Raw genomic sequence first — 18,682 nt, 5'->3', positions numbered from 1 at the left:
CATCCGCCCCGGCCGCAGCCATCGCAGACAAAAGAAACCCCGGCCTCTCGATCGAGAGGCCGGGGTTTCTTTTTTGACGTTGCCGTCGGTGAGGTTAGAATTTCACGCCCGCCGCGATGCCATAGCGGCGCGGTTCGAGCGTGAAGATGTTGGTGTAGTTACCCGACGACTGGTCGGTGATGTACAGGCCGGTGACGCTATTGGCGTCGAAGATGTTCTGGATGAACCCTTTGACATACCATTTTTCGTCCGGCCCATTCAGCTGCAGCTGGGCATTGACCTGCGCATAGCCCTTGATCCGGTTGACGTTGCCGTTGAAGATGCTGCCATAGCTCTCTCCGGTATAGGCCATGTCGACGCGCGGAATGAGCGTCATGTCGTTATCGCCCAGATGCGCGGTATACTGGATGCCGGCGCTGAACTTGTAGCTCGGCGCCTGCGGCAACTTGTTGCCCTTGATATTGACGGGGACACCGGCGGAGAAATATTCGATCCCGCCGAATGCATTGCCAACGGTCCCGGCCGTGGCCTCCATGACCGAACAGATGCTGAAGGCACCGCGCGATGCGATGCCGCCGTCGGCCGGGAAGGCAGTTGTCGGCTGCAGGCCGGCACCGGCCACGACACCCGGGATGGCACCGCCGTTGATCAGCGCCTGGATCTGATTGACATAAGCGTTGACCCCCGCGACGCTGCCCGAGCGCGAAGCGACGGCGCAGTTGGCGGCGTTGGTGATGTCCTTGATGATCACGGCATCGGCACGTCCGCCGCCAAAGTCGCGCGGGTTGCTGGTGAACTTGTCTTCGGTCACCTTGGTGTGCAGATAGCTGAAGCCCAGGTTGACCACCACGTCCGGATCGGGGCGGACGATACCTTCGGCCTCGAAGCCATAAATATCGGCGCTGACATTGTCGTTGACCGCGGTACGCGCGACGATCTTGCTGAGCTGGAGATCCTTATACTTATAGTAGAAGGCGGTGAGGTTCAGCTGGAGCGCGCCGTTGTCGAAGCTGTTCTTCGATCCGATTTCGAAAGCGTCTACCTGTTCGGGCTTGAACGATTCGGGCACTGCAAAAATCGGCTGCAGCGGCGGGTTGATGCCGCCCGATTTATAGCCGCGCGAATAAGAGGCGTAGATCAGATTGTCGTCGGTGATCTTGAAATCGAGCACCGCGCGGCCCGTCAGCTTGTTGAATTTCACATCGCGCGACTGAATGATCTGGTTGCCCGGCGTACCGGGGTCGGCGTCGAACGACCCGACAAAGGGCGAATCGAAGACGCTCCCGGTTCCGCCATGCGGAGCGAGGAAACTCGCCAGCGTCGACCGTGCCGTCACCGCTTTCTTGTCGTTGTTATAGCGCAGGCCCGCGGTGAGTTTCAGGCGATCGCTGAACTCGAAATAGGCTTCGCCGAACAGGCCGTAGGAGGTGATCTTCAGATCGTCGGTGTTGTTACGGAAGAACGGCGTCGCGAGGAACGACGGCGGCAGCGGGCCGCCGGCGGCCGGCGGGTTGGTTGCCGCGGTGAACGCGCCCAGCACCCCGGTCAGATAATCGATCGGGAAGGCGTTCACATAATAGCTGTTCTCGGTCAGGTGATAATCGGCATAAATGCCGCCGACCAGGAAGTTGAACGGTCCGTCGAGGTCGCTCGACAGGATGCCTTCGACCGACCAGCTGCTGTTATACTGGTTCGAGCGATCGAACTGCAGCGACTGATCGCTACAAATCTTGTTGCCGCCATAGGCGCCATATCCGGTTTCCTCGGCGAGCGAGACGCAAAGCTGACCGGCCGGTCCGTTGGGGATGATCGCCGCAGCAACGGGGCGGAAATAGGGTGTGAATCCCGGGCCGAATGCCCCGTTCGCCGCCGCCTGCAACGTGGCAAGACCGCCTGCATAGAGCGCGCGGTTGCCGACATTGCTGTTATAATCCTGCGAAGCGTCCAGCTTGATCTTTTGATACTGGCCCGAAACCTGCAACGACACCGGGCCGAAATTATGCTCGATCTGGCCCTGCAGCGTCAGTTCGCTGGTGAAATAGCTGGGCGTATAAGCGGTGTTCACCGTCCGCGGATCCGATGGGATCGTCGTATTGGCATAGACGTCGGGGCCATAAAGGCTGCCCAGGGCAAAGGCCTGCGGAATACCGCGGATGGCGAGGAATTCGCGCGAGGTCAGCGCCGCGGTGAAGGTCGCGTTGCCATTGAAGGGCGAATTGTCGAGGCGGCTGTTCAAACAGCCGAGGATGCCGGTCGGATCGCGCTGACAAAGCTGCTTCTGGATGCGCGTGCGCTTGTCTTTCTCGTGGAAATAGGACGCCATCAGGTCGATCGTGGTGTCGGGTGAGGGCTCCCAGCGCAGCGAGCCGCGGACCGAATAGAGGTCGCGGTCGTCGATGCGGGTGTCGAGGAAGGCGTTCTTCGTATAGCCGTCGCGGTTGAGATAGATGCCCGCGACGCGGAGGGCCATGGTGTCGCCGATGGGAATATTCACCATCGCCTTGCCCTTCATCGAATTATAATTGCCATATTCGGCTTCGGCCGCGGCCTCGAACGCGCCAAGCTTTGGTTTGGCGGTGATGACGTTGACCACGCCCGACGTCGCATTGCGTCCGAACAAGGTTCCCTGTGGCCCGCGCAACACTTCGATGCGTTCGAGGTCATAGAATTCGGTTTCGAACAGGCGGGTCGAAAACAGCGGATCGCCGTTCAGGTGGATCGCGGTCGCGCTGTCGCAGGTCGTGCCGACGCAAAGGTCGCCGATACCACGGATCGTGAAACTGGCGCCGGTGAAATTGGTCTTGGTGAAGGTGACGTTCGGCAGCGTCAGCTGAAGATCCGACGGGGTCTTGATCTGCTGTGCTTCGAGGGCTTCGGTCGAAAAGGCGCTGACCGCGATCGGCACGTCCTGCAGGCGTTCCGATTGGCGCTGCGCCGTGACGACGATTTCGCCGCCGAAAGCATCGCGTTCCACTTCATCCGCCGCGTCCTGTGCAAATGCCGGTGTCGCCACCGTCATCGCAAGGATCGAGGTTCCGATCAGTGCCTTGAACTTCATCTATAGCCTCCCTTTTTCGACCTCGCAGGTGCGGGGTCGCCCAACGTCAAATTGTGGTAAGGGGAGGGGAAACGACCAGACATGGCAAAGGGCACCCGACCAAAGCGGCCATGTGCCCTCGTGAATCCCACTTGCCAGCTGTGCTGGTCATCGTCCTCTCCCACCGGCGTCGGGGAATACGCCGGCCTCTCCGGAATACGACCCGCTTGAGCGGGTTCTGTATGGCGAGGAAGGTGCGCCGAGTTGACGAAAGCGTCAAGTGACTTGTTCGGCCCAAAAAAGGACGCGAAACCGCGCGTATTCGATCGGACAAAAAGCCAAGATTCCGCAACGTAAACTTCGTGGGCGGCCATAAATTCTTCTTGTCGGGCCCTTGCTTATCGGCGCATTGGCGTCGAAATGTGCGACATGATGGCAACAGTGAAAGCGGAGCGATGAGCGACAGCAAGACCGAGTTGGGACCCGACGGCAAGGTGGTCGTCCCGGACCATGTCGCCGACGCCGTGCGGACGCTGATCGAATGGGCGGGCGATGATCCGGCGCGCGAAGGACTGCTCGATACGCCGCGGCGCGTCGCGCGCGCGTGGAAGGAATATTGCTCGGGTTATGCCGACGATCCGTCGCTCCATCTGTCGCGCACCTTCGAGGAAGTCGGCGGCTACGACGAGATCGTCTTGCTCCGCGACATTCCGTTCCAGTCGCACTGCGAACATCATATGGCGCCGATTACCGGCAAGGCGTCGATTGCCTATCTGCCCAAGGACCGCGTCGTCGGTATCTCGAAACTCGCGCGTGTCCTCAACGGCTATGCACGCCGGCTGCAAGTACAGGAACGGCTGACCGCCGAGGTCGCGAAGTGCATCTGGGACAATCTCCAGCCGCAGGGCGTCGCCGTCGTCATCGATGCGCAGCATGGCTGCATGACCGGGCGCGGGGTGCGCACTCCGGGCGTCGGCATGGTGACGAGCCGCCTGCTCGGCTGTTTCCTCGACGACGAACGCAGCCGCAAGGAAGTGCTCAGCCTGATGGGTTATTGACGATGCGTTGGCGGGGGCGCCGCGACCGAAGTTTTCGCACGCGCTTGCGGGCGTTTCAGGAAATGCGCGGCGATGAGCCCGACGCCGGTTTCATCGCCGATCTCGAGTTCCTCGAAAACCGCGATCTCGACCTGTCGGTCCGCCTCGGCGGGTTGCTGGCTTTCAACGCGCTGGCGATCACCATCGGCACGCACCCCATTTCCGCCAGCCCCGGCGCGCCGCTCAGCCTCGATGCCGCTACCCAGCCCTGGCTGACGATCGCGAGCATAGTCGGTATCGTGCCGCTGATCCTGTCGAGCTTTTTTTGCCTGCGCGCGCTCTTGCTTGGCGAGGAATTCGACAGCGATGGCCTCGAAAAGTCCGACGGGCTGCGGCAACGATTGTTCGCGGCCTTCACCCATTCGATCGACGCACAGGCGCGATTGCTCTCGCTCGCGGTCCGCGCGACCATCGCGGGCGGCGGGCTGACGCTCGCGGTGTGGGTGTGGATTCTTGCGGAAAAAATGACGCAGGTCAGCGCCGCCACATCCTGAGCAGCTGATATTGCACCGCCTGGAGCCGCGTATAGTTTTCGGGCTCCATCTTCAGGCCTTCGAGCGCCGCGACCTCGTTGAGTTCGTACATCAGATTGCGGTGGGCGACATCGGGAATCAGGCTCTGGATGAAGGTGATCGCAACAAGCCGCTCGCCGCGTGTTACCGGTTCGACCTCGTGCAGCGTGTGCGAGGGATAGATGATTGCGACCCCCGGCGCTTCCTTGAAGCGCAGGTCGGCATTGCCCAGCTTCACATGCAGCGCGCCGCCGTCATAATCGGCCGGATCGTTGATGAAGACGGTGCAACTGACATCGGTGCGCAGCTGGCCGTCGGGCAGGGGGATATAGGCGGCATCGGGGTGCAATCCATAGTGCATGCCCGGCGTGTAGCGCGTCAGCAGCGGCGGCGCGATGCGGGCGGGAAAGGAGAACTCCATGAAATCGGGGTTCGACACCATCGCATCGAGCAGGATTTTCGATGAACTTTCATAAGCGGCGGCGTCGTGCAGCTGCAGGTTGTTTTTGATTTTCGAGTGGGGATTGCTGATCTTGCCGTCGACGAATTGGCCCGCGGCGGCAATGTCGCGCAGCGCGCGGACCGCGCCATCGTCGAGCAGTTGGACTAGCTTGAACATTGCAATTCCCTATCGGATCGGCAGGTCGCCGAGACTCTTATAGCGTGCGGCGAGCGCTTCAACCCACGCGACGGCTTCGGCGATCGCCGCGCCATGCTCGGCGGCGGCTTGCGTCTGGAGCTGGCGGCGGAGGTCAGGGCTGTACCCATGTTCGGGCGCCTTCGAATATTGGCGCAGGATCGGCCCGGCGAGCAGGGCTTCGATCCGGTCGGTCTCGGCCGGCAGCCCGAAATGCAGCGATTGGGCGGTAAGCGCGGCGGCGGGGCTGGCCAGCATCGCTTCGAAATCCACCCAGAGATGGCGCGGGTCGGCGGGCGGCAAGGTCCGCCGCGCGGTCGCCATTTCGCAGAGCCAGCTCATCGCGACGCGCGTCACCGGCGGCAGCTGCCACAGCGCGAAGGGGAAATCGGGGAAGAGTTTCGCGAGCCGCGCCATGCGCGCCGGTGCCTGCGCCAGCGTTTCGGCCATCGACGCCTCGCCCGCCAATATTGTTTCGATATAGCGGACGAGCGGGACGTAGAGAAACAGCGCGCGGCCCTCGGTCCCGATCAGGTCGTCGGCAATGGCGGTGATCACGCTCGACGCCTTCACCATCGCGCGTTGTCCGGGCGCAAAACCGCGGCCGAGCCAGCCGACCGCCTGCGCCAGGCGTTGGTGGTAAAGCTCGGGCGACCAGACCGACTCGGGCCGATCGGTCCGTTCCGCCACCTGCGCCAGCGTGCGCAGCAGCATCGGTTCGCGCACTGGCAGCACCTCGCCGATCCCGGCAAGCAGGCGCGATACAAGCGTCGATCCGACATGGCCGGTATGGAAGATGAAATGCGGGTGCCGCGCCGCGGGGCCAAGGTTTGGCAGGGCGTCCCATGCCATCCATTCGCGTCCGATGCGGTCGGTCAGCAGTCTTTGATCGAGGAAGCTCGCGGCGCGATAATCGGCCTCGGACACCAGTGCGATGAGGATGCGATCGGTCGCGAGGTCGGCCATATGCGGCAGCAGGCTGGCATCGGCGGCGAAGCGGCGCTGGAAGGGATCATCGGCCATCCTCGCTGCCATAGGAAAGGCGGGACGGGTTGGCCAGATAGGATGATTCCGGTGGTCCGTGTCGGCTTTGGGGTGGTGAGCCGCCATGGCCTTCTTTCGTCATCCCGGGTTGGATCCGGGATCCGGTCGGCGCCAGGGCCGCGTAATATTCCAAAGTTCAGGAAAGTTCAGCCCTATGCATCCCCCGATTTGGACCTCGCGGCGTGCTGGACGCGCCCGGCACGCCCCGCCGTGGTCGCCCCGCACGCCGGGCATCGACCGCTTTATCCACCAAATGAAAGAGCCGGATGAGGGCTGGCACAGCCGGATAATGTAGGAAAGGCTTATTTGAAGGCGAGGCCTGCTTTGGGGTGGTTAGCTGCCGTTGTTCGCAGCCGCGAATGCCCCGATGATTTGCTGTTCCGACAATCCTTGCTGTCGTGCCCACTCGATCAGATACTCAGCCAAGTGCCAATCAATTGGTTCATCCGGGCGCACAAGGCAGTTGGAAAGGCGTAATCCGTTGTCATTCGACGGGCCGAGTTGATCGATCTCTTGCCATATCCGCGATTGTATTGCCGATAAAACAGCGGGCGCAGCTTTTTGGTCGAATGCCTCCAGCGCTTCCCTTTGAAGGGGGTGTTCGAGAGTAATGTGTTCGTGAAACGCGCGAACGATCGGCAAGGTGCTGGGAGCAAGCTCTCCAGCATCGATCCTGGCGATTATCAAATCGGCGTCCTGAGGTGCACTGGTCATGGCGAAAGCCTATCACCTAACGCTATGTCCGCTATCGGTCGTTTCCTGCCTTCGTCATCCCGGACTTGATCCGGGATCCATCGCTGCGCCGTCGTCGTGGATCCCGGATCAAGTCCGGGATGACGATGAAAGGAAGGGCAGCTTCCGGTCGACACCAGACATTTTCCAGCAGACCCCTCCCGAAACAGAAAAAGGGCCGCGTCTCCATCCAGAAACGCGGCCCTTTCTAAAGGCTTCTGCCTGAAGGCGCTTAAGCTTCTTCGGCTTCGTCCGAAGCGGCTTCGACTTCTTCCGCTGCCAGTTCCGACGGCGGCGTCGCGTCTTCGAACTCGTCTTCGCTGTCGGGTTCGAGCGCCGTGGCAACTGCCTCGGCCTGTTCTTCCTCGAACATCGCGGCGATGACGTCGATGCCCTGCTTCTGCATTTCGGCTTCGTCGGGCGAACGCGCGACGTTGACGCCGACGGTCACGACGACCTCGGGGTGCAGCTTGACCTTGACGTCGACGAGGCCGAGCGACTTGATCGGGCGTTCGAGTTCGACCATCGACTTGCCGATGCCTTCGACGCCGTCTTCGGCGAGCGCCTCGACGATGTCACGCACCGAAACCGAGCCATAAAGCTGGCCGGTGTTCGACGCCTGACGGATCAGGACGATCTGCTTGCCGTTGATGCCGCTGGCGCGGCCTTCGGCGTCGGTGCGGCGTTCGGCGTTGTCGGCCTCGATCTTGCCGCGGTTCGCTTCGAACAGCTTGCGGTTGGCGTCGTTCGCGCGCAGCGCCTTGTTGTTGGGCAACAGGTAATTGCGGGCAAAGCCGTTCTTGACGTTGACGACATCGCCGATGCCGCCGAGTTTCTCGATACGTTCGAGCAGGATGATTTCCATCGGACCAGCCCTCCTTACTTCACAATGTAGGGGAGCAGGCCGATGTGACGCGAGCGCTTGATCGCTTTCGCCAGCTCACGCTGCTTCTTGGTGGACACCGCGGTGATCCGCGACGGGACGATCTTGCCGCGCTCCGACAGGTAACCCTGGAGCAGGCGGACGTCCTTGTAATCGATGACCGGTGCGTCCTTCTGGCTGAAGGGGCAGGTCTTGCGGCGGCGGAAAAAGGGTCGTGCCATGATCGTTTTCCTTATTCTTCGCCGTCGCGGTCACGGCCGCGGCCGCCACGACGTTCCTGCTTGCGCATCATCACGGACGGACCCTTTTCGAGTTCGTCGACGCGGATGGTGAGCCAGCGGATGATGTCTTCGTTGATCGCAGCCTGGCGCTCGATCTCTGCGATGGCTTCGCCCGACACTTCGGCCGACAGCATCACATAATGACCCTTGCGGTTCTTCTGGATCTTGTAGGCGAGCTGCTTCAGGCCCCAGGTTTCGGTCTTGTGAACCTGGCCCTTATACTCGCCGATGACGTTGGTGACGGTTTCCGCCAGCGCGTCGACCTGAGCCTGGCTCAGGTCCTGACGCGCGATAAAAACATGCTCGTAAAACGGCATGGTGCGCTTCCTTCGATTTGGCCGATCGCTGGTTCCGCGCCAATCGCGAAACCCCTCCGGCTGTCGTCTCGCTTTGCGAATGGTGCAAAGCAAACGGGGCGATGGCAACGTGGCCTCGCCCCGAATGGACGCGCCTATACAGGTTTTGCGTGCGATTGCAAGCCGGGTTCCGCACTGGGGCGTCCGGAAAAGCCTTGCCCGGCAGGGGCTGGTGCGCGACACAAAGGCCGGTTTTTCTGGGGAGAGGGCGATGTTGGAAATTGCGGCGCTGATCGGGCTGTTCAGCTGGGGAATGAACAGCGACCGGCTGATGTTCAAACACGCCGGGGTTATTCTGCTGCTGTCGTGTCTGTTTGGCGGCTTGGGCGGATTGATCGCCGGTGGCGACGGCGTTCCGGTCGGCCTGGTGATGATTTTTACAATCGGTTTCGAGCTGATCCTGGAAACGATCGTCTTCTTTGCCGGTTTTGGCGTTGGGCGTTATCGAGCGCGCAAGGCGGGGATTAGCAACATCGAAGATACGTTCGGCTGATCTAGAGCCGCGCGAGCAAATCCCGCCCGAACTCGGTGAGCGTGTCGTCGCGCGCGCCGAGGATGAGGATGCGATCGCCGGGCTTGGCTTCGTCGAGCATCGCTGCGCCGCACGCTGCGCGAGTGGTCAGGTGGACCGCATCAGCGCCGCCAGCAACGATGTCGGCGACCAGCGCTTCGCTGCCGATGCTGCGGTCGACGGTGCCGCCGAAATAGACGGGGTCGCAGACATAGAGCTTGTCGTCGGGGCGCATGCCCTGCGCAAAGCTTGCTGCCAGTTCCTTACCCATCTGGCGCAGCGGGCCGTAGCCGTGCGGTTGGAAGAAGAGCAAGGCGCGGCCGGGCAGTTCGGCGACCGCGGCGAGTGTCGCGGCAACTTTGTCGGGGTTGTGCGCGAAATCGTCGATCACGGTGACACCGCTTGCTTGACCGAGTACCTCGTAGCGGCGCGCAAGGCCGGCGAAGCCCGCCAGCGCCTCGACGGCCTGCGCGACCGTTGTGCCAGCCGCGTGCGCGGCCGCGATCGCGGCAAGCGCGTTGGCGGCGTTGTGCCGGCCGGGCATGCGGAGATTCACCTTATAGGCGGTACCTTCGACATGGACGGTGAAGCGGCAGCCGTCGGTTAGCGCTTCGAAATCGCTGCCGCGCACCGTAGCGGCTTCGTTGAACCCGAAGGTGACGGCATTGTCGCTGGTCAGCAGCGGCGCGGATTCGGGGTCGTCGGCATTGACTACCGCGACGCGTGCTTTCGCGGCAAAGTCGCCGAACAGCTGGTGCAATTCGGCGAGGCTCTTGTGATCGAGGCTGATGTTGGTGATCACTGCTACGTCGGGCTGGTAAAGCGCGATCGAACCATCGCTTTCGTCGACCTCGCTGACATAAGTAGCGGCATCGCCGACCAGCGCGCTCGCAAAGGGCCTGTCCTCACCCGAAAAATTGCGCATCACCGCGCCGTTCATCACCGTCGGCTTGCGGCCCGCGCTTTCGAGAATCCAGCCGATCATCCCGGTTACGGTCGACTTGCCGCTCGTCCCGCCGACGCCGATCGCGCTGGCGGCGGCGTTGAACAGTGCGGCGTTGAGGTCGGCGCGCGTCATGCGGACGAGGCTGAGGGCGTTGGCGGCGGCGATGTCGGGGACGCTGTCCTCGATCGCCGCCGAGGCGACGAGGATCTGGCCGGCTTTCGGCCCGCTGCCGTCCTGCGGATAAAAGGCGATGCCCTGGCTTTCGAGCCAGGCGAATTTCCCGGGCGTCCGGCCCTGGTCGCGGCTGCGATCCGATCCCGAAACGCTGCCGCCGCGCGCGGCGACGATCATTGCGAGGGGCAACATGCCCGACCCGCCGATGCCGCAGAAGAAATAGGATTTGTTTTCGGCCATCGCGGCGCGATATGGGCTTGGCGAAGGGTTTGCAACCGGCACTCACCGCAAATTCCGTTCGTGTCGAGCGAAGTCGAGACACCTATGGGAATAGCGCCATGCCGAGGGGCATCTCGACTTCGCTCGATGCGAACGGATCATGGGGTTGGCTGAATGATGCGCATAGGAATAGTTGCCCCATCGACCCCGATCCTGCCCGACGACGCGGAGGCCGTGCGCGCGCTCGCGAGCCTCGGCTATCCCGACGTCGAGCTGGTTTTCGATCCCCAATGCTTCGCGGTCCATGGCCATTTCGCGGGCGAGGACGGCCACCGCTTCGCCGCACTCGTCGAAATGGCGAGCCGACCCGACATCGACGCGGTCTGGTTCGCGCGCGGCGGCTATGGCGCGTGCCGGATCGCCGAGGATGCGGTCGCGGCGATGACCGACGCGGCGCGACACAAGGCGTTCCTCGGCTATTCGGATCAAGGCAATCTGCTCGGCGCGCTGTATCGCGAAGGTTTCGATCATGTCGCGCACGGTCCGATGGTCGCCGACATCCGCCGCGAGGGCGGCGATGCGGCGGTGCTCCGCGCGCTCGACTGGCTCGTTGCGCGCGATCCGGGTGCATGCGAGGCGGGATTGCAGCATGGCGCGCGCCACGCGGCGTTCAACCTGATGACGCTGTCGATGTTGCTCGGCACCCCGCTCGAACCCGATCTGTCGGGGCATGTCCTGCTGGTCGAGGAGGTGAGCGAATATCTCTACGCCTTCGACCGCGCCTTCTTCCATGTCGCGACCTATCTGGGTCCGCGCGGGCTTGCCGGCCTGCGGCTCGGGCGGGTGAGCGACATTCTTGAAAACGACCGGCCGTTCGGGATGGAAGCCGAGGAAATTGCGCAAGGCTGGTGTGCACGCACCGGCATCGCGTGGCTCGGCCGCGCCGACATTGGCCATGATGCGGCGAACAAGGTCGTCCCCTTCGGCTTGCATCGCGCGGGGTGAGGGAATAGGCGCGCGATAACGAATAGCATCGCAGGGGACGCAATATGCGCGCATTTATTTTTCCGGGTCAGGGCAGCCAGGCGGTTGGCATGGGCAAGGCGCTCGCCGACGCCTCGCCGGTCGCGCGCGAAGTGTTCCAGGAGGTCGACGACGCGCTCGGCCAGAAGCTGTTCCAGCTGATGAGTGAAGGCCCCGAGGACCAGCTCACTCTCACCGAAAATGCCCAGCCCGCGATCATGGCAAACGCCATCGCGACGCTGCGCGTGCTCGAAAAGGAAGGCGGCGTGACGCTCACCGCCAAGGCCGATTATGTCGCGGGGCACAGCCTCGGCGAATATAGCGCGCTCTGCGCGGCGGGTGCGTTCGACCTCGCCACGACCGCGCGCCTGTTGAAGACGCGCGGACAGGCGATGCAGGCGGCGGTCCCCGTCGGCATCGGCGCGATGGCGGCGCTGCTCGGTGCCGACATCGAGACCGCGCAAAAGCTCGCCGATGCCGCGGCCGAAGGCGAAATCTGCACCGTCGCCAACGATAACGACCCGTCGCAGGTCGTGATCTCGGGCCACAAGGGCGCGGTCGAGCGCGCGGTCGCGCTGGTCAAGGATTATGGCATCAAGCGCGGCGTGCTGCTGCCGGTGTCGGCGCCCTTCCACTGTCCGCTGATGCAGCCCGCCGCCGACGCGATGGCCGAGGCGCTCGGCGCGAACCCGCCCGCCGCGCCGCTGATCCCGGTCGTCGCCAATGTCACCGCGGGCCCCGTCAGCGACGCCGACACGATCCGCGACCTGCTCGTCCAGCAAGTCACCGGTCGCGTCCGCTGGCGCGAAAGCGTCGGCGCGATGGAGGACATCGGCGTCACGCAGTTCCTCGAATTCGGCGGCAAGGTGCTTTCGCCGATGGTCAAGCGTAGCGCATCGCGAGAGGTCGAGACGGTCAGCGTCATTTCGATGGACGACATCGAAGCCGTGCTCAAGACGCTTTAGGATTCGGATTTCAGGAGAATAATATGTTCGATCTCACCGGCATGACCGCCCTTGTCACCGGCGCTTCGGGCGGCATCGGCTCAGCCATCGCGCAGGCGCTGGCGGCACAAGGTGCGCGGCTCGCGGTGTCGGGCTCCAACGCCGGCAAGCTCAATGCCTTTCGCGATACGCTCGGCGGCGATCATGTCGCGCTGCCGTGCAACCTCGGCGATGCCGCTGCGGTCGACGCGCTCGTGCCCTCGGCGGTCGAGGCGCTGGGGCAGCTCGACATTCTCGTCAACAATGCCGGGGTGACGCGCGACAATCTGATCATGCGGATGAAGGACGAGGAGTGGATGGACGTGATCCGCATCAACCTCGAGGCGAATTTCCGCCTCGCGCGCGCCGCCGCCAAGCCGATGATGAAGGCGCGCTTCGGGCGCATCATCTCGATCACCAGCGTCGTCGGCGCGACGGGCAATCCGGGGCAGGCCAATTATGCGGCGTCGAAGGCGGGTGTCACCGGCATGACCAAGGCGCTGGCGCAGGAACTCGCGAGCCGCGGCGTCACCGCCAACTGCGTCGCACCGGGCTTCATCGCCACCGCGATGACCGACGACCTGCCCGACGCGCAGAAGGAAGCGCTCAACCAGCGTATCCCGACGGGCCGGATGGGCGAGGGGAGCGATATTGCCGCGGCGGTCGTCTACCTGGCATCGAAAGAGGCAGGCTATGTCACCGGCCAGACGTTGCATGTGAACGGCGGAATGGCCATGCTGTCCTGAGGGGTCGGATTGCGGGGCGGAAGGATACATCGATGCACAAGGTTTTGATGGCGGGCGTTGCGCTGGCCTTGGCAACGCTGCCCGCCACCACCCCGGCGCAGGAAGGCGCGACGTTCGATTGCGTGGTGATGTCGGTGCCGGAGGACGTGAAATCGTCAATCGGTGCTTCGATGGCCGGCGGCGGGGACGAAGCTTCGCGTGAGGCGTTGTTCAAGCAACTCGCGACGATCACCGACGGTTGTGTCGCGCGCCACGGCATCACCGATGCGCAAAAGGGTCCCTATTTCGACTATAGTCTCGCGCGTATTTCGCGCGAATGGCTGGTCACCGACCTTGCGAAATTCGACCTGTCGACGACGGTCGTCGACAAGGCGCTCGACTTTGGCCTCGGCCGCGCCAACCCCGATTTGTCGGGCGACATGACCGAAGGCCAGATCATGGCGATCGTCCAGGCCTATATCGACAGTGGCGTCGACATCGAAAAGGTCGACGGCGCGATATGGGAAAAGGTCGGCGCCTATGCGGCGGCGACTTCCATCTATTGGAACAAGCGCAAGCTGCTCTCTTTCTGATCCGGATAGGAGCCGGAGCCGGTCAAACCGGCCCCGGCTCCGCGGGACGAGCGGTGAGAGGGGTTAGAAGCTCGCCCGCGCCGTGAGGCGGAAATCGCGTCCGGCCAGCGGCACATAATCCTTCGTAAAGCTCGCGTGGCGGCGTGCCTCGACGTCGAAGATGTTGTTCGCCGACAGGCTCAGCGTCAGATTCTTCGTATCGGGAAGCGGGCGCCAGCTGATCGAGGCGTTGACCAAAGTGAAGCCGTCGGTCGGCGTCTCGAACTGCGCGACGCGCGTCTGGTCGTCGGTCCATTCGACCTCGACGCGCGCATCGACACGTTCGCCCTGCGCTTCGAGCCCGCCCAGCACGCGCAGCGCCGGAATGCGCGGCACGTTGCGGTCGAGGCCCGCGTTCTTGATCTTCGCGCGCGTCATGTCGGCCGTCACATCGCCGACGATGTTGAACCCGCCGATCTGCGCCAGCCGCGCGCTCGCCTCGGCCTCGAAGCCATAGACGCGCGCGTCGCGCTGGAAATACTGGAAGATGGGCAATTCATCTTCTTCCGCGCCCGTCGCGGCCGAATAGATGAAATTGTCGAACCAGTTCGAATAGCCGGTGAGGCTCAGGTTGAAGGCGTCGGTCTTGATCTTGAACGAAGCTTCGGCGCCCCAGTTGGATTCGCGCTTCAAATTCGGGTCGCCGAGCTCGAAGCTTTGCGTTGCGATATGCGGACCGTTCGACAGCAATTCCTCGGCCGACGGTGCGCGGACCGCGCGCGACACCGATACGCCGAATTTTGCGCCTTCGAACAGGTCATAGGTCGCACCGAGTGCGCCCGAGAAGCTGTCGAAATTGCGGTCAAAGCCCACAGTCTGCGCACGCACGCTGGTCTTTTCGTAGCGCGCCGCAGCTTCGAGGCCGAGCGGGCCCATCGTATATTCTTGCAGCGTAAATAGCGCGAACTGGTCGGTCAGGTTGCGCGGCACGAACGCCTCTTCACCGACCGCGTTGAAATCGCGGTGGCTGTACTGCACGCCGCTCGCGCCGCGCCAGCCGCCGCGGTCGTTCTGCGCCAGCTCGATCCGGCCTTCGACGCCCTGGTTGGTGAAGACCGTGCCGACCTCGTCGCCCTCGAACTCGGTGTGCTTGTAGTCGGCAAAGCCCGCGCGGATGCGCAGCTTGTCGAAGAAGCCGTCGCCCAGCTCGACCTCGCCGCGCAGGTCGGCGCGCCATTGCTTCATGCCGATGGTGACGGGGCCTTCGCCGTGCTCATGGCCTTCTTCTTCCTCGCCGCCATGATCGTGCGCGGTGTCCGGCCGGTCGGGCACGCCATAATTGGTGTCGAAATAGCCGATCGAAATGCCGAGCTGGCCGCCGTCGTTGATCAGCGACAGGCCGCCGCCAGCGGTCCACGTCTCGCTTTGCGTGTTGTCGATCTTGCCGCGCTTGCCCGCCTGCGCAGTCAGTTCGGCGGCTTCGTCGAGATGTCCGTCCTCCACCGCATGCTCGGCAAGGTGCAACAGGTCGCCGCGAATATCGGGGGCATAGACGAAGCCGCCGGTGCGCATGTCACCCGTCTTGCGCCAGCTGCCGTCGACATGGGCGACGATCTGCGGGCTCAGCGCGACGTCGATCGAGCTGCCGACATTGCGGTCGTTGGCGGCGGTCGCATAGCCGCCGATCGCGTCGATATGGACATGGTCGGCCGGCACTTTCCTGGGGATGCGGCGGTCGAACATGTTCACCGCGCCGCCGATCGCCTGGCTGCCGAACAGCAGCACCGCGGGGCCGCGCAGGATTTCGATGCGCTCGACCGTAAGCGGGTCGATGGTGACCGCATGGTCGGCGGAGGTGTTCGATGCGTCGATCGACCCGATGCCGTCGGTGAGCACGCGCACGCGTTCGCCCGAAAAGCCGCGGAGGACGGGGCGCGAGGCGCCGGGAGAAAAGCTCGTGGCCGAGACGCCCGGCTGCCGTGTGAGTGTGTCACCGATCTGCCCGCGAATGTCGCGCGCCAGCTCGTCGCCTTCGAGCACCGAGACATTGCCCAATATGTCGAGGCTGCGGACATAGGGCGCGGTGACGACGATCGGTTCGCCGGTATGCACATCGTCATCGCTGCCCGCGGCGGGGCGATCCTGCGCAAAGGCAGGGGCGGCGAGCAACATCGCAAAGGTGAAACCGGCAGAGCAAAGCAAACGCATGAGGGGAGAGTCCTGTTGTTATGGCGACCTGTTGGCGCGGCAGTAATGATATATTGTTACAATGACAAGCCCCGGTGCGAGGCGGTGACGACCGTTCGTCGGACGTCGATGCCCGTTAGTCGACAAAGGCTGATCTTCCGCTGAACAAGCGAAGCTGTCTTGCGGGGCTCGGGAGGCGGCCCTAGATCAGGCGCATGACTATTGCTGCAAACAGCCTCGAGCTCATCGGCAACACCCCGCTGGTGCTGCTCAAGGGGCCGAGCGAAGCCACCGGGTGCGAAATCTGGGGCAAGTGCGAATATGCGAACCCCGGCGGATCGGTAAAGGACCGCGCCGCGCTCTATATCGTTCGCGATGCGGAGGCGAACGGCAGCCTGAAACCCGGCGGCACGATCGTCGAGGGAACCGCGGGTAACACCGGCATCGGCCTCGCGCTCGTCGGCAATGCGCTGGGGTACAAGACGATCATCGTCATGCCCGACAACCAGAGCGCCGAGAAAATGGCGACGATCCGCGCGCTCGGCGCCGAACTGGTGCTGGTCCCGCCAGCGCCCTTCGCCAACCCCGGCCATTTCGTCCACACCTCGCGCCGGATTGCCGAGGAAACCGACAATGCGGTCTGGGCCAATCAGTTCGACAATATCGCCAACCGCAAATCGCATGTGCACGGAACCGCCGAAGAGATATGGGAGCAGATGGACGGCCGTATCGACGGTTTCACCTGTGCGGCGGGCACCGGCGGTACGATCGCGGGAACGGGGTTGGGGCTTAAGGCGCACAATCCCGACATCGTCATCGCGCTCACCGATCCGCATGGCGCGGGGCTCTATAATTATTACCAGTGCGGCGAACTGAAGGCCGAGGGCACCAGCGTTGCCGAGGGGATCGGCCAGAACCGCATCACCGCCAATCTCGACGGCGCGCCGATCGACACCCAGTTCCGCATTTCGGATGCCGAGGGACTGGCCGTGGTTCGCGCCCTGCTCGACGAGGAGGGGTTGTGCCTGGGCCTCTCGTCGGGGATCAATGTCGCCGGGGCGATGGCGCTCGCGCGGCAATTGGGTCCGGGCAAGCGTATTGCAACCATGTTGTGCGACAGCGGGTTTCGTTATCTCTCGACGCTCTTCAACCCCCAGTGGCTGGCGAGCAAAGGCCTGGCGGAGACGCCAAGGGAGACGCGGGCATGAGAGACATGCGGATCGACAATAGCGCACCCCAGGTGCAGCCGGTGCCCGCCGCCGCGCCAGTTAACGACACGATGCGACGGCTCCAGATCGGCATTGCCGGCGTACTGACGGTGTTGCTGCTCGTCGGCATGGCGGGGCTGATCGGTGATCGCGCCCGCGAAAATGTGGCAAGCGACGCGACGGCCGCGGCCGAGGTCAAGATGCCGGGCGAGGAGGAAAATAGCGGCGGTGCACCGCTCGAAGAACTCGGCGTCCAGCCCGTGTCAAAGGATGAAAATGAGGCGACGCCGGTGAAGGTGCCGCAGGCGGCACCGTCGGCCACCGTCCCCGATCTCGAACCCGACCCCGAACTCCAGCGCGCGCGCCAGTCGAAACAGTGACAGCGGCCTTGCGCCGGCCCGTGCTGCGCGCCCTCGCAACAGCTTTCGGCATTGCCGCGTTAACCTGGGTCGCGGGCGGGCAGGCGCTGCTCGGCCGGATCGACCCAGCGCTGGCCGCCCCGCTGCTCCCGCTGCCGATGCTCCTTCTCGCCTGGTGGCAGCGCGGCGAAGCGGCCGCCGAGAGGCGGCGCACGCTGTTTTTGACGGTGGCATTTCTGGCGGCGGCGCAGGCGCTGCTCGGGGCCGTCCTGGCCGGATCGGCGGCATGGTTCCAGCTGCTGCTAACTTCCTTTGCGAGCGCGGCTGCGGCGTTGGTCGCCGACGGACTCGTCCGGTGGCGCGCGCGAGCAAGGCTCTGGCCATGGTTGGCCGCGCTGGCGCTGGTCGTTGGCTGGTTCGCCGCGGGCCATGCGCTGCTCGCCATTCTTTACCGGCCGGCGGCGGCCTCGGCGGGGGCTCCCGCGGCGACGATGCTGACCGGACTGCCGCTGCGCTGGTCGGGAAGCGGCGACATTGGGGCGATGATTGCCGAAGGGGCGGGCGACGACCCGGCGCTCGCGCGGCTGGAGGCGGCAGGGCCGGTGGCGCTCGTCGACAGCCTTGTCGATCATGTGCCGCCGCCCGGCGGAACGCTGCTTCTCGCGCACCCGCGCGCGCTGGCGCCGCAGGAACTGGTCGCGATCGACGCCTTCGTCCGCGGTGGCGGGCGCGCCGTCGTGCTGGCCGATGCTCTCTCGGGCTGGCCGGCGCGCCACCCGCTCGGCGATCCGCGCAATCCGCCGGTGACCAGCCTGCTCACCCCGCTGCTCGACCATTGGGGCGTGACGCTGGGCGCCGCGCCTGTCGGGGAGAGCTGGGCGCAGCCGGTCGATATCGACGGCGCGCGGCTTCGCCTGTTCAGCGCAGGGCGCTTCGATCGCTTGCCGCCGCAATGCCGCGCCTTCGCCGACCGGCGCGTTGCGCTGTGCCGGATCGGCGGGGGCGAGGCGTGGCTGGTGGGCGATGCCGACCTGCTCTTCGCGCCGTTATGGCAGCCGCTGGTTCCCGGCGCGGCGCATCTTCGGCAGGCCGATTCGATAGAATTTCTGTCGGCTCGCCTGTGGCGCGGCGCGGGAAGCGGCCTGCTGCATCCGCTCTGGATCCGCGCCCGCGCCAACTGAGTCGGCATTCTCGCC

The 18,682-nt window shown here is 64.1% G+C and carries 19 protein-coding genes; 10 read left to right on the top strand and 9 right to left on the bottom strand.

The features are described from left to right. Window positions 1–94 precede the first annotated feature (94 nt). A complete protein-coding gene (locus V6M50_RS00345; protein WP_332816539.1) occupies window positions 95–3,058 on the bottom strand; it encodes a TonB-dependent receptor in 2,964 nt (987 codons plus the stop codon). 434 nt (window positions 3,059–3,492) lie between these two features. Between V6M50_RS00345 and folE the strand changes: the two genes are divergently transcribed. Together folE and V6M50_RS00335 are read left to right on the top strand one after the other, a co-directional pair. Beyond that, a complete protein-coding gene (gene folE, locus V6M50_RS00340; protein WP_332816538.1) occupies window positions 3,493–4,095 on the top strand; it encodes a GTP cyclohydrolase I FolE in 603 nt (200 codons plus the stop codon). A 62-nt stretch (window positions 4,096–4,157) separates the two neighbouring features. After that, complete coding sequence (locus tag V6M50_RS00335; protein WP_332816537.1) at window positions 4,158–4,628, top strand: hypothetical protein; 471 nt, start codon at window positions 4,158–4,160, stop codon at window positions 4,626–4,628. On the opposite strand, the gene V6M50_RS00330 is transcribed toward V6M50_RS00335, so the two are convergent. From V6M50_RS00330 to rpsF, 6 genes are all read right to left on the bottom strand, one after another. Then, window positions 4,609–5,265 (bottom strand): Fe2+-dependent dioxygenase, encoded by a 657-nt coding sequence (locus V6M50_RS00330; RefSeq protein ID WP_332816536.1) that lies wholly within the window; start codon window positions 5,263–5,265, stop codon window positions 4,609–4,611. The two genes, V6M50_RS00335 and V6M50_RS00330, sit on opposite strands and share 20 nt — an antisense overlap. 9 nt (window positions 5,266–5,274) lie before the next feature. Further along, window positions 5,275–6,306 (bottom strand): hypothetical protein, encoded by a 1,032-nt coding sequence (locus V6M50_RS00325; RefSeq protein WP_332816535.1) that lies wholly within the window; start codon window positions 6,304–6,306, stop codon window positions 5,275–5,277. Between the two features lie 354 nt (window positions 6,307–6,660). Further along, window positions 6,661–7,041 carry a hypothetical protein gene (locus V6M50_RS00320; RefSeq protein ID WP_332816534.1) on the bottom strand — a complete coding sequence of 127 codons (381 nt, stop codon included), beginning with the start codon at window positions 7,039–7,041 and terminating at the stop codon, window positions 6,661–6,663. Between the two features lie 250 nt (window positions 7,042–7,291). After that, the gene (gene rplI, locus V6M50_RS00315; protein WP_332816533.1) at window positions 7,292–7,924 is read right to left on the bottom strand and encodes a 50S ribosomal protein L9; all 633 of its coding nucleotides are present in this window, start codon (window positions 7,922–7,924) and stop codon (window positions 7,292–7,294) included. A gap of 14 nt (window positions 7,925–7,938) precedes the next feature. Continuing rightward, window positions 7,939–8,163 carry a 30S ribosomal protein S18 gene (rpsR, locus tag V6M50_RS00310; protein WP_037517582.1) on the bottom strand — a complete coding sequence of 75 codons (225 nt, stop codon included), beginning with the start codon at window positions 8,161–8,163 and terminating at the stop codon, window positions 7,939–7,941. A gap of 11 nt (window positions 8,164–8,174) precedes the next feature. Continuing rightward, window positions 8,175–8,540: a 30S ribosomal protein S6 gene (gene rpsF / locus V6M50_RS00305; RefSeq protein ID WP_093510730.1), complete on the bottom strand. Its 366-nt coding sequence runs from the start codon at window positions 8,538–8,540 to the stop codon at window positions 8,175–8,177. A gap of 79 nt (window positions 8,541–8,619) precedes the next feature. On the opposite strand from rpsF, the gene V6M50_RS00300 reads away from it, so the two are divergent. Continuing rightward, complete coding sequence (locus V6M50_RS00300) at window positions 8,620–9,072, top strand: hypothetical protein (RefSeq protein WP_332816532.1); 453 nt, start codon at window positions 8,620–8,622, stop codon at window positions 9,070–9,072. Window position 9,073: 1 nt separating this feature from the next. Here the strand turns inward: V6M50_RS00300 and V6M50_RS00295 are convergent, their stop codons facing one another. After that, entirely contained in the window at window positions 9,074–10,450 is a 1,377-nt protein-coding gene (locus V6M50_RS00295; protein ID WP_332816531.1) for a Mur ligase family protein, read from the bottom strand. A gap of 153 nt (window positions 10,451–10,603) precedes the next feature. Here V6M50_RS00295 and V6M50_RS00290 point away from each other — a divergent pair, with 153 nt between their 5' ends. From V6M50_RS00290 to V6M50_RS00275, 4 genes are read left to right on the top strand one after another with little or no spacing between them, the layout of a single operon-like run. Next, window positions 10,604–11,434, top strand: a complete 831-nt coding sequence (locus tag V6M50_RS00290; RefSeq protein ID WP_332816530.1) for an LD-carboxypeptidase — start codon at window positions 10,604–10,606, stop codon at window positions 11,432–11,434. Between the two features lie 44 nt (window positions 11,435–11,478). Beyond that, window positions 11,479–12,417 carry an ACP S-malonyltransferase gene (fabD, locus tag V6M50_RS00285; RefSeq protein ID WP_332816529.1) on the top strand — a complete coding sequence of 313 codons (939 nt, stop codon included), beginning with the start codon at window positions 11,479–11,481 and terminating at the stop codon, window positions 12,415–12,417. A gap of 23 nt (window positions 12,418–12,440) precedes the next feature. Next, window positions 12,441–13,181: a 3-oxoacyl-[acyl-carrier-protein] reductase gene (gene fabG / locus V6M50_RS00280; protein WP_332816528.1), complete on the top strand. Its 741-nt coding sequence runs from the start codon at window positions 12,441–12,443 to the stop codon at window positions 13,179–13,181. A gap of 32 nt (window positions 13,182–13,213) precedes the next feature. Then, window positions 13,214–13,753, top strand: coding sequence for a hypothetical protein (locus V6M50_RS00275; RefSeq protein ID WP_332816527.1), 540 nt, complete (start codon window positions 13,214–13,216; stop codon window positions 13,751–13,753). Between the two features lie 63 nt (window positions 13,754–13,816). On the opposite strand, the gene V6M50_RS00270 is transcribed toward V6M50_RS00275, so the two are convergent. After that, window positions 13,817–15,940 (bottom strand): TonB-dependent receptor, encoded by a 2,124-nt coding sequence (locus V6M50_RS00270; protein WP_332816526.1) that lies wholly within the window; start codon window positions 15,938–15,940, stop codon window positions 13,817–13,819. Window positions 15,941–16,134: 194 nt separating this feature from the next. On the opposite strand from V6M50_RS00270, the gene V6M50_RS00265 reads away from it, so the two are divergent. The 3 genes from V6M50_RS00265 to V6M50_RS00255 are packed head-to-tail and all read left to right on the top strand — an operon-like array spanning window position 16,135 to window position 18,667. Beyond that, window positions 16,135–17,127 carry a cysteine synthase A gene (locus V6M50_RS00265; RefSeq protein WP_332816525.1) on the top strand — a complete coding sequence of 331 codons (993 nt, stop codon included), beginning with the start codon at window positions 16,135–16,137 and terminating at the stop codon, window positions 17,125–17,127. Next, on the top strand, window positions 17,124–17,507 hold the full coding sequence (locus tag V6M50_RS00260; RefSeq protein ID WP_332816524.1) for a hypothetical protein: 384 nt from the start codon (window positions 17,124–17,126) through the stop codon (window positions 17,505–17,507). The genes V6M50_RS00265 and V6M50_RS00260 overlap by 4 nt, the downstream gene beginning before the upstream one ends. Before the next feature lie 20 nt (window positions 17,508–17,527). Continuing rightward, window positions 17,528–18,667, top strand: a complete 1,140-nt coding sequence (locus V6M50_RS00255; protein WP_332816523.1) for a Gldg family protein — start codon at window positions 17,528–17,530, stop codon at window positions 18,665–18,667. Window positions 18,668–18,682: the final 15 nt, after the last annotated feature.

The organism is Sphingopyxis sp., assembly GCF_036675685.1.
Taxonomy (GTDB): domain Bacteria; phylum Pseudomonadota; class Alphaproteobacteria; order Sphingomonadales; family Sphingomonadaceae; genus Sphingopyxis.
This window is presented reverse-complemented; position numbering and strand designations above follow the sequence as displayed.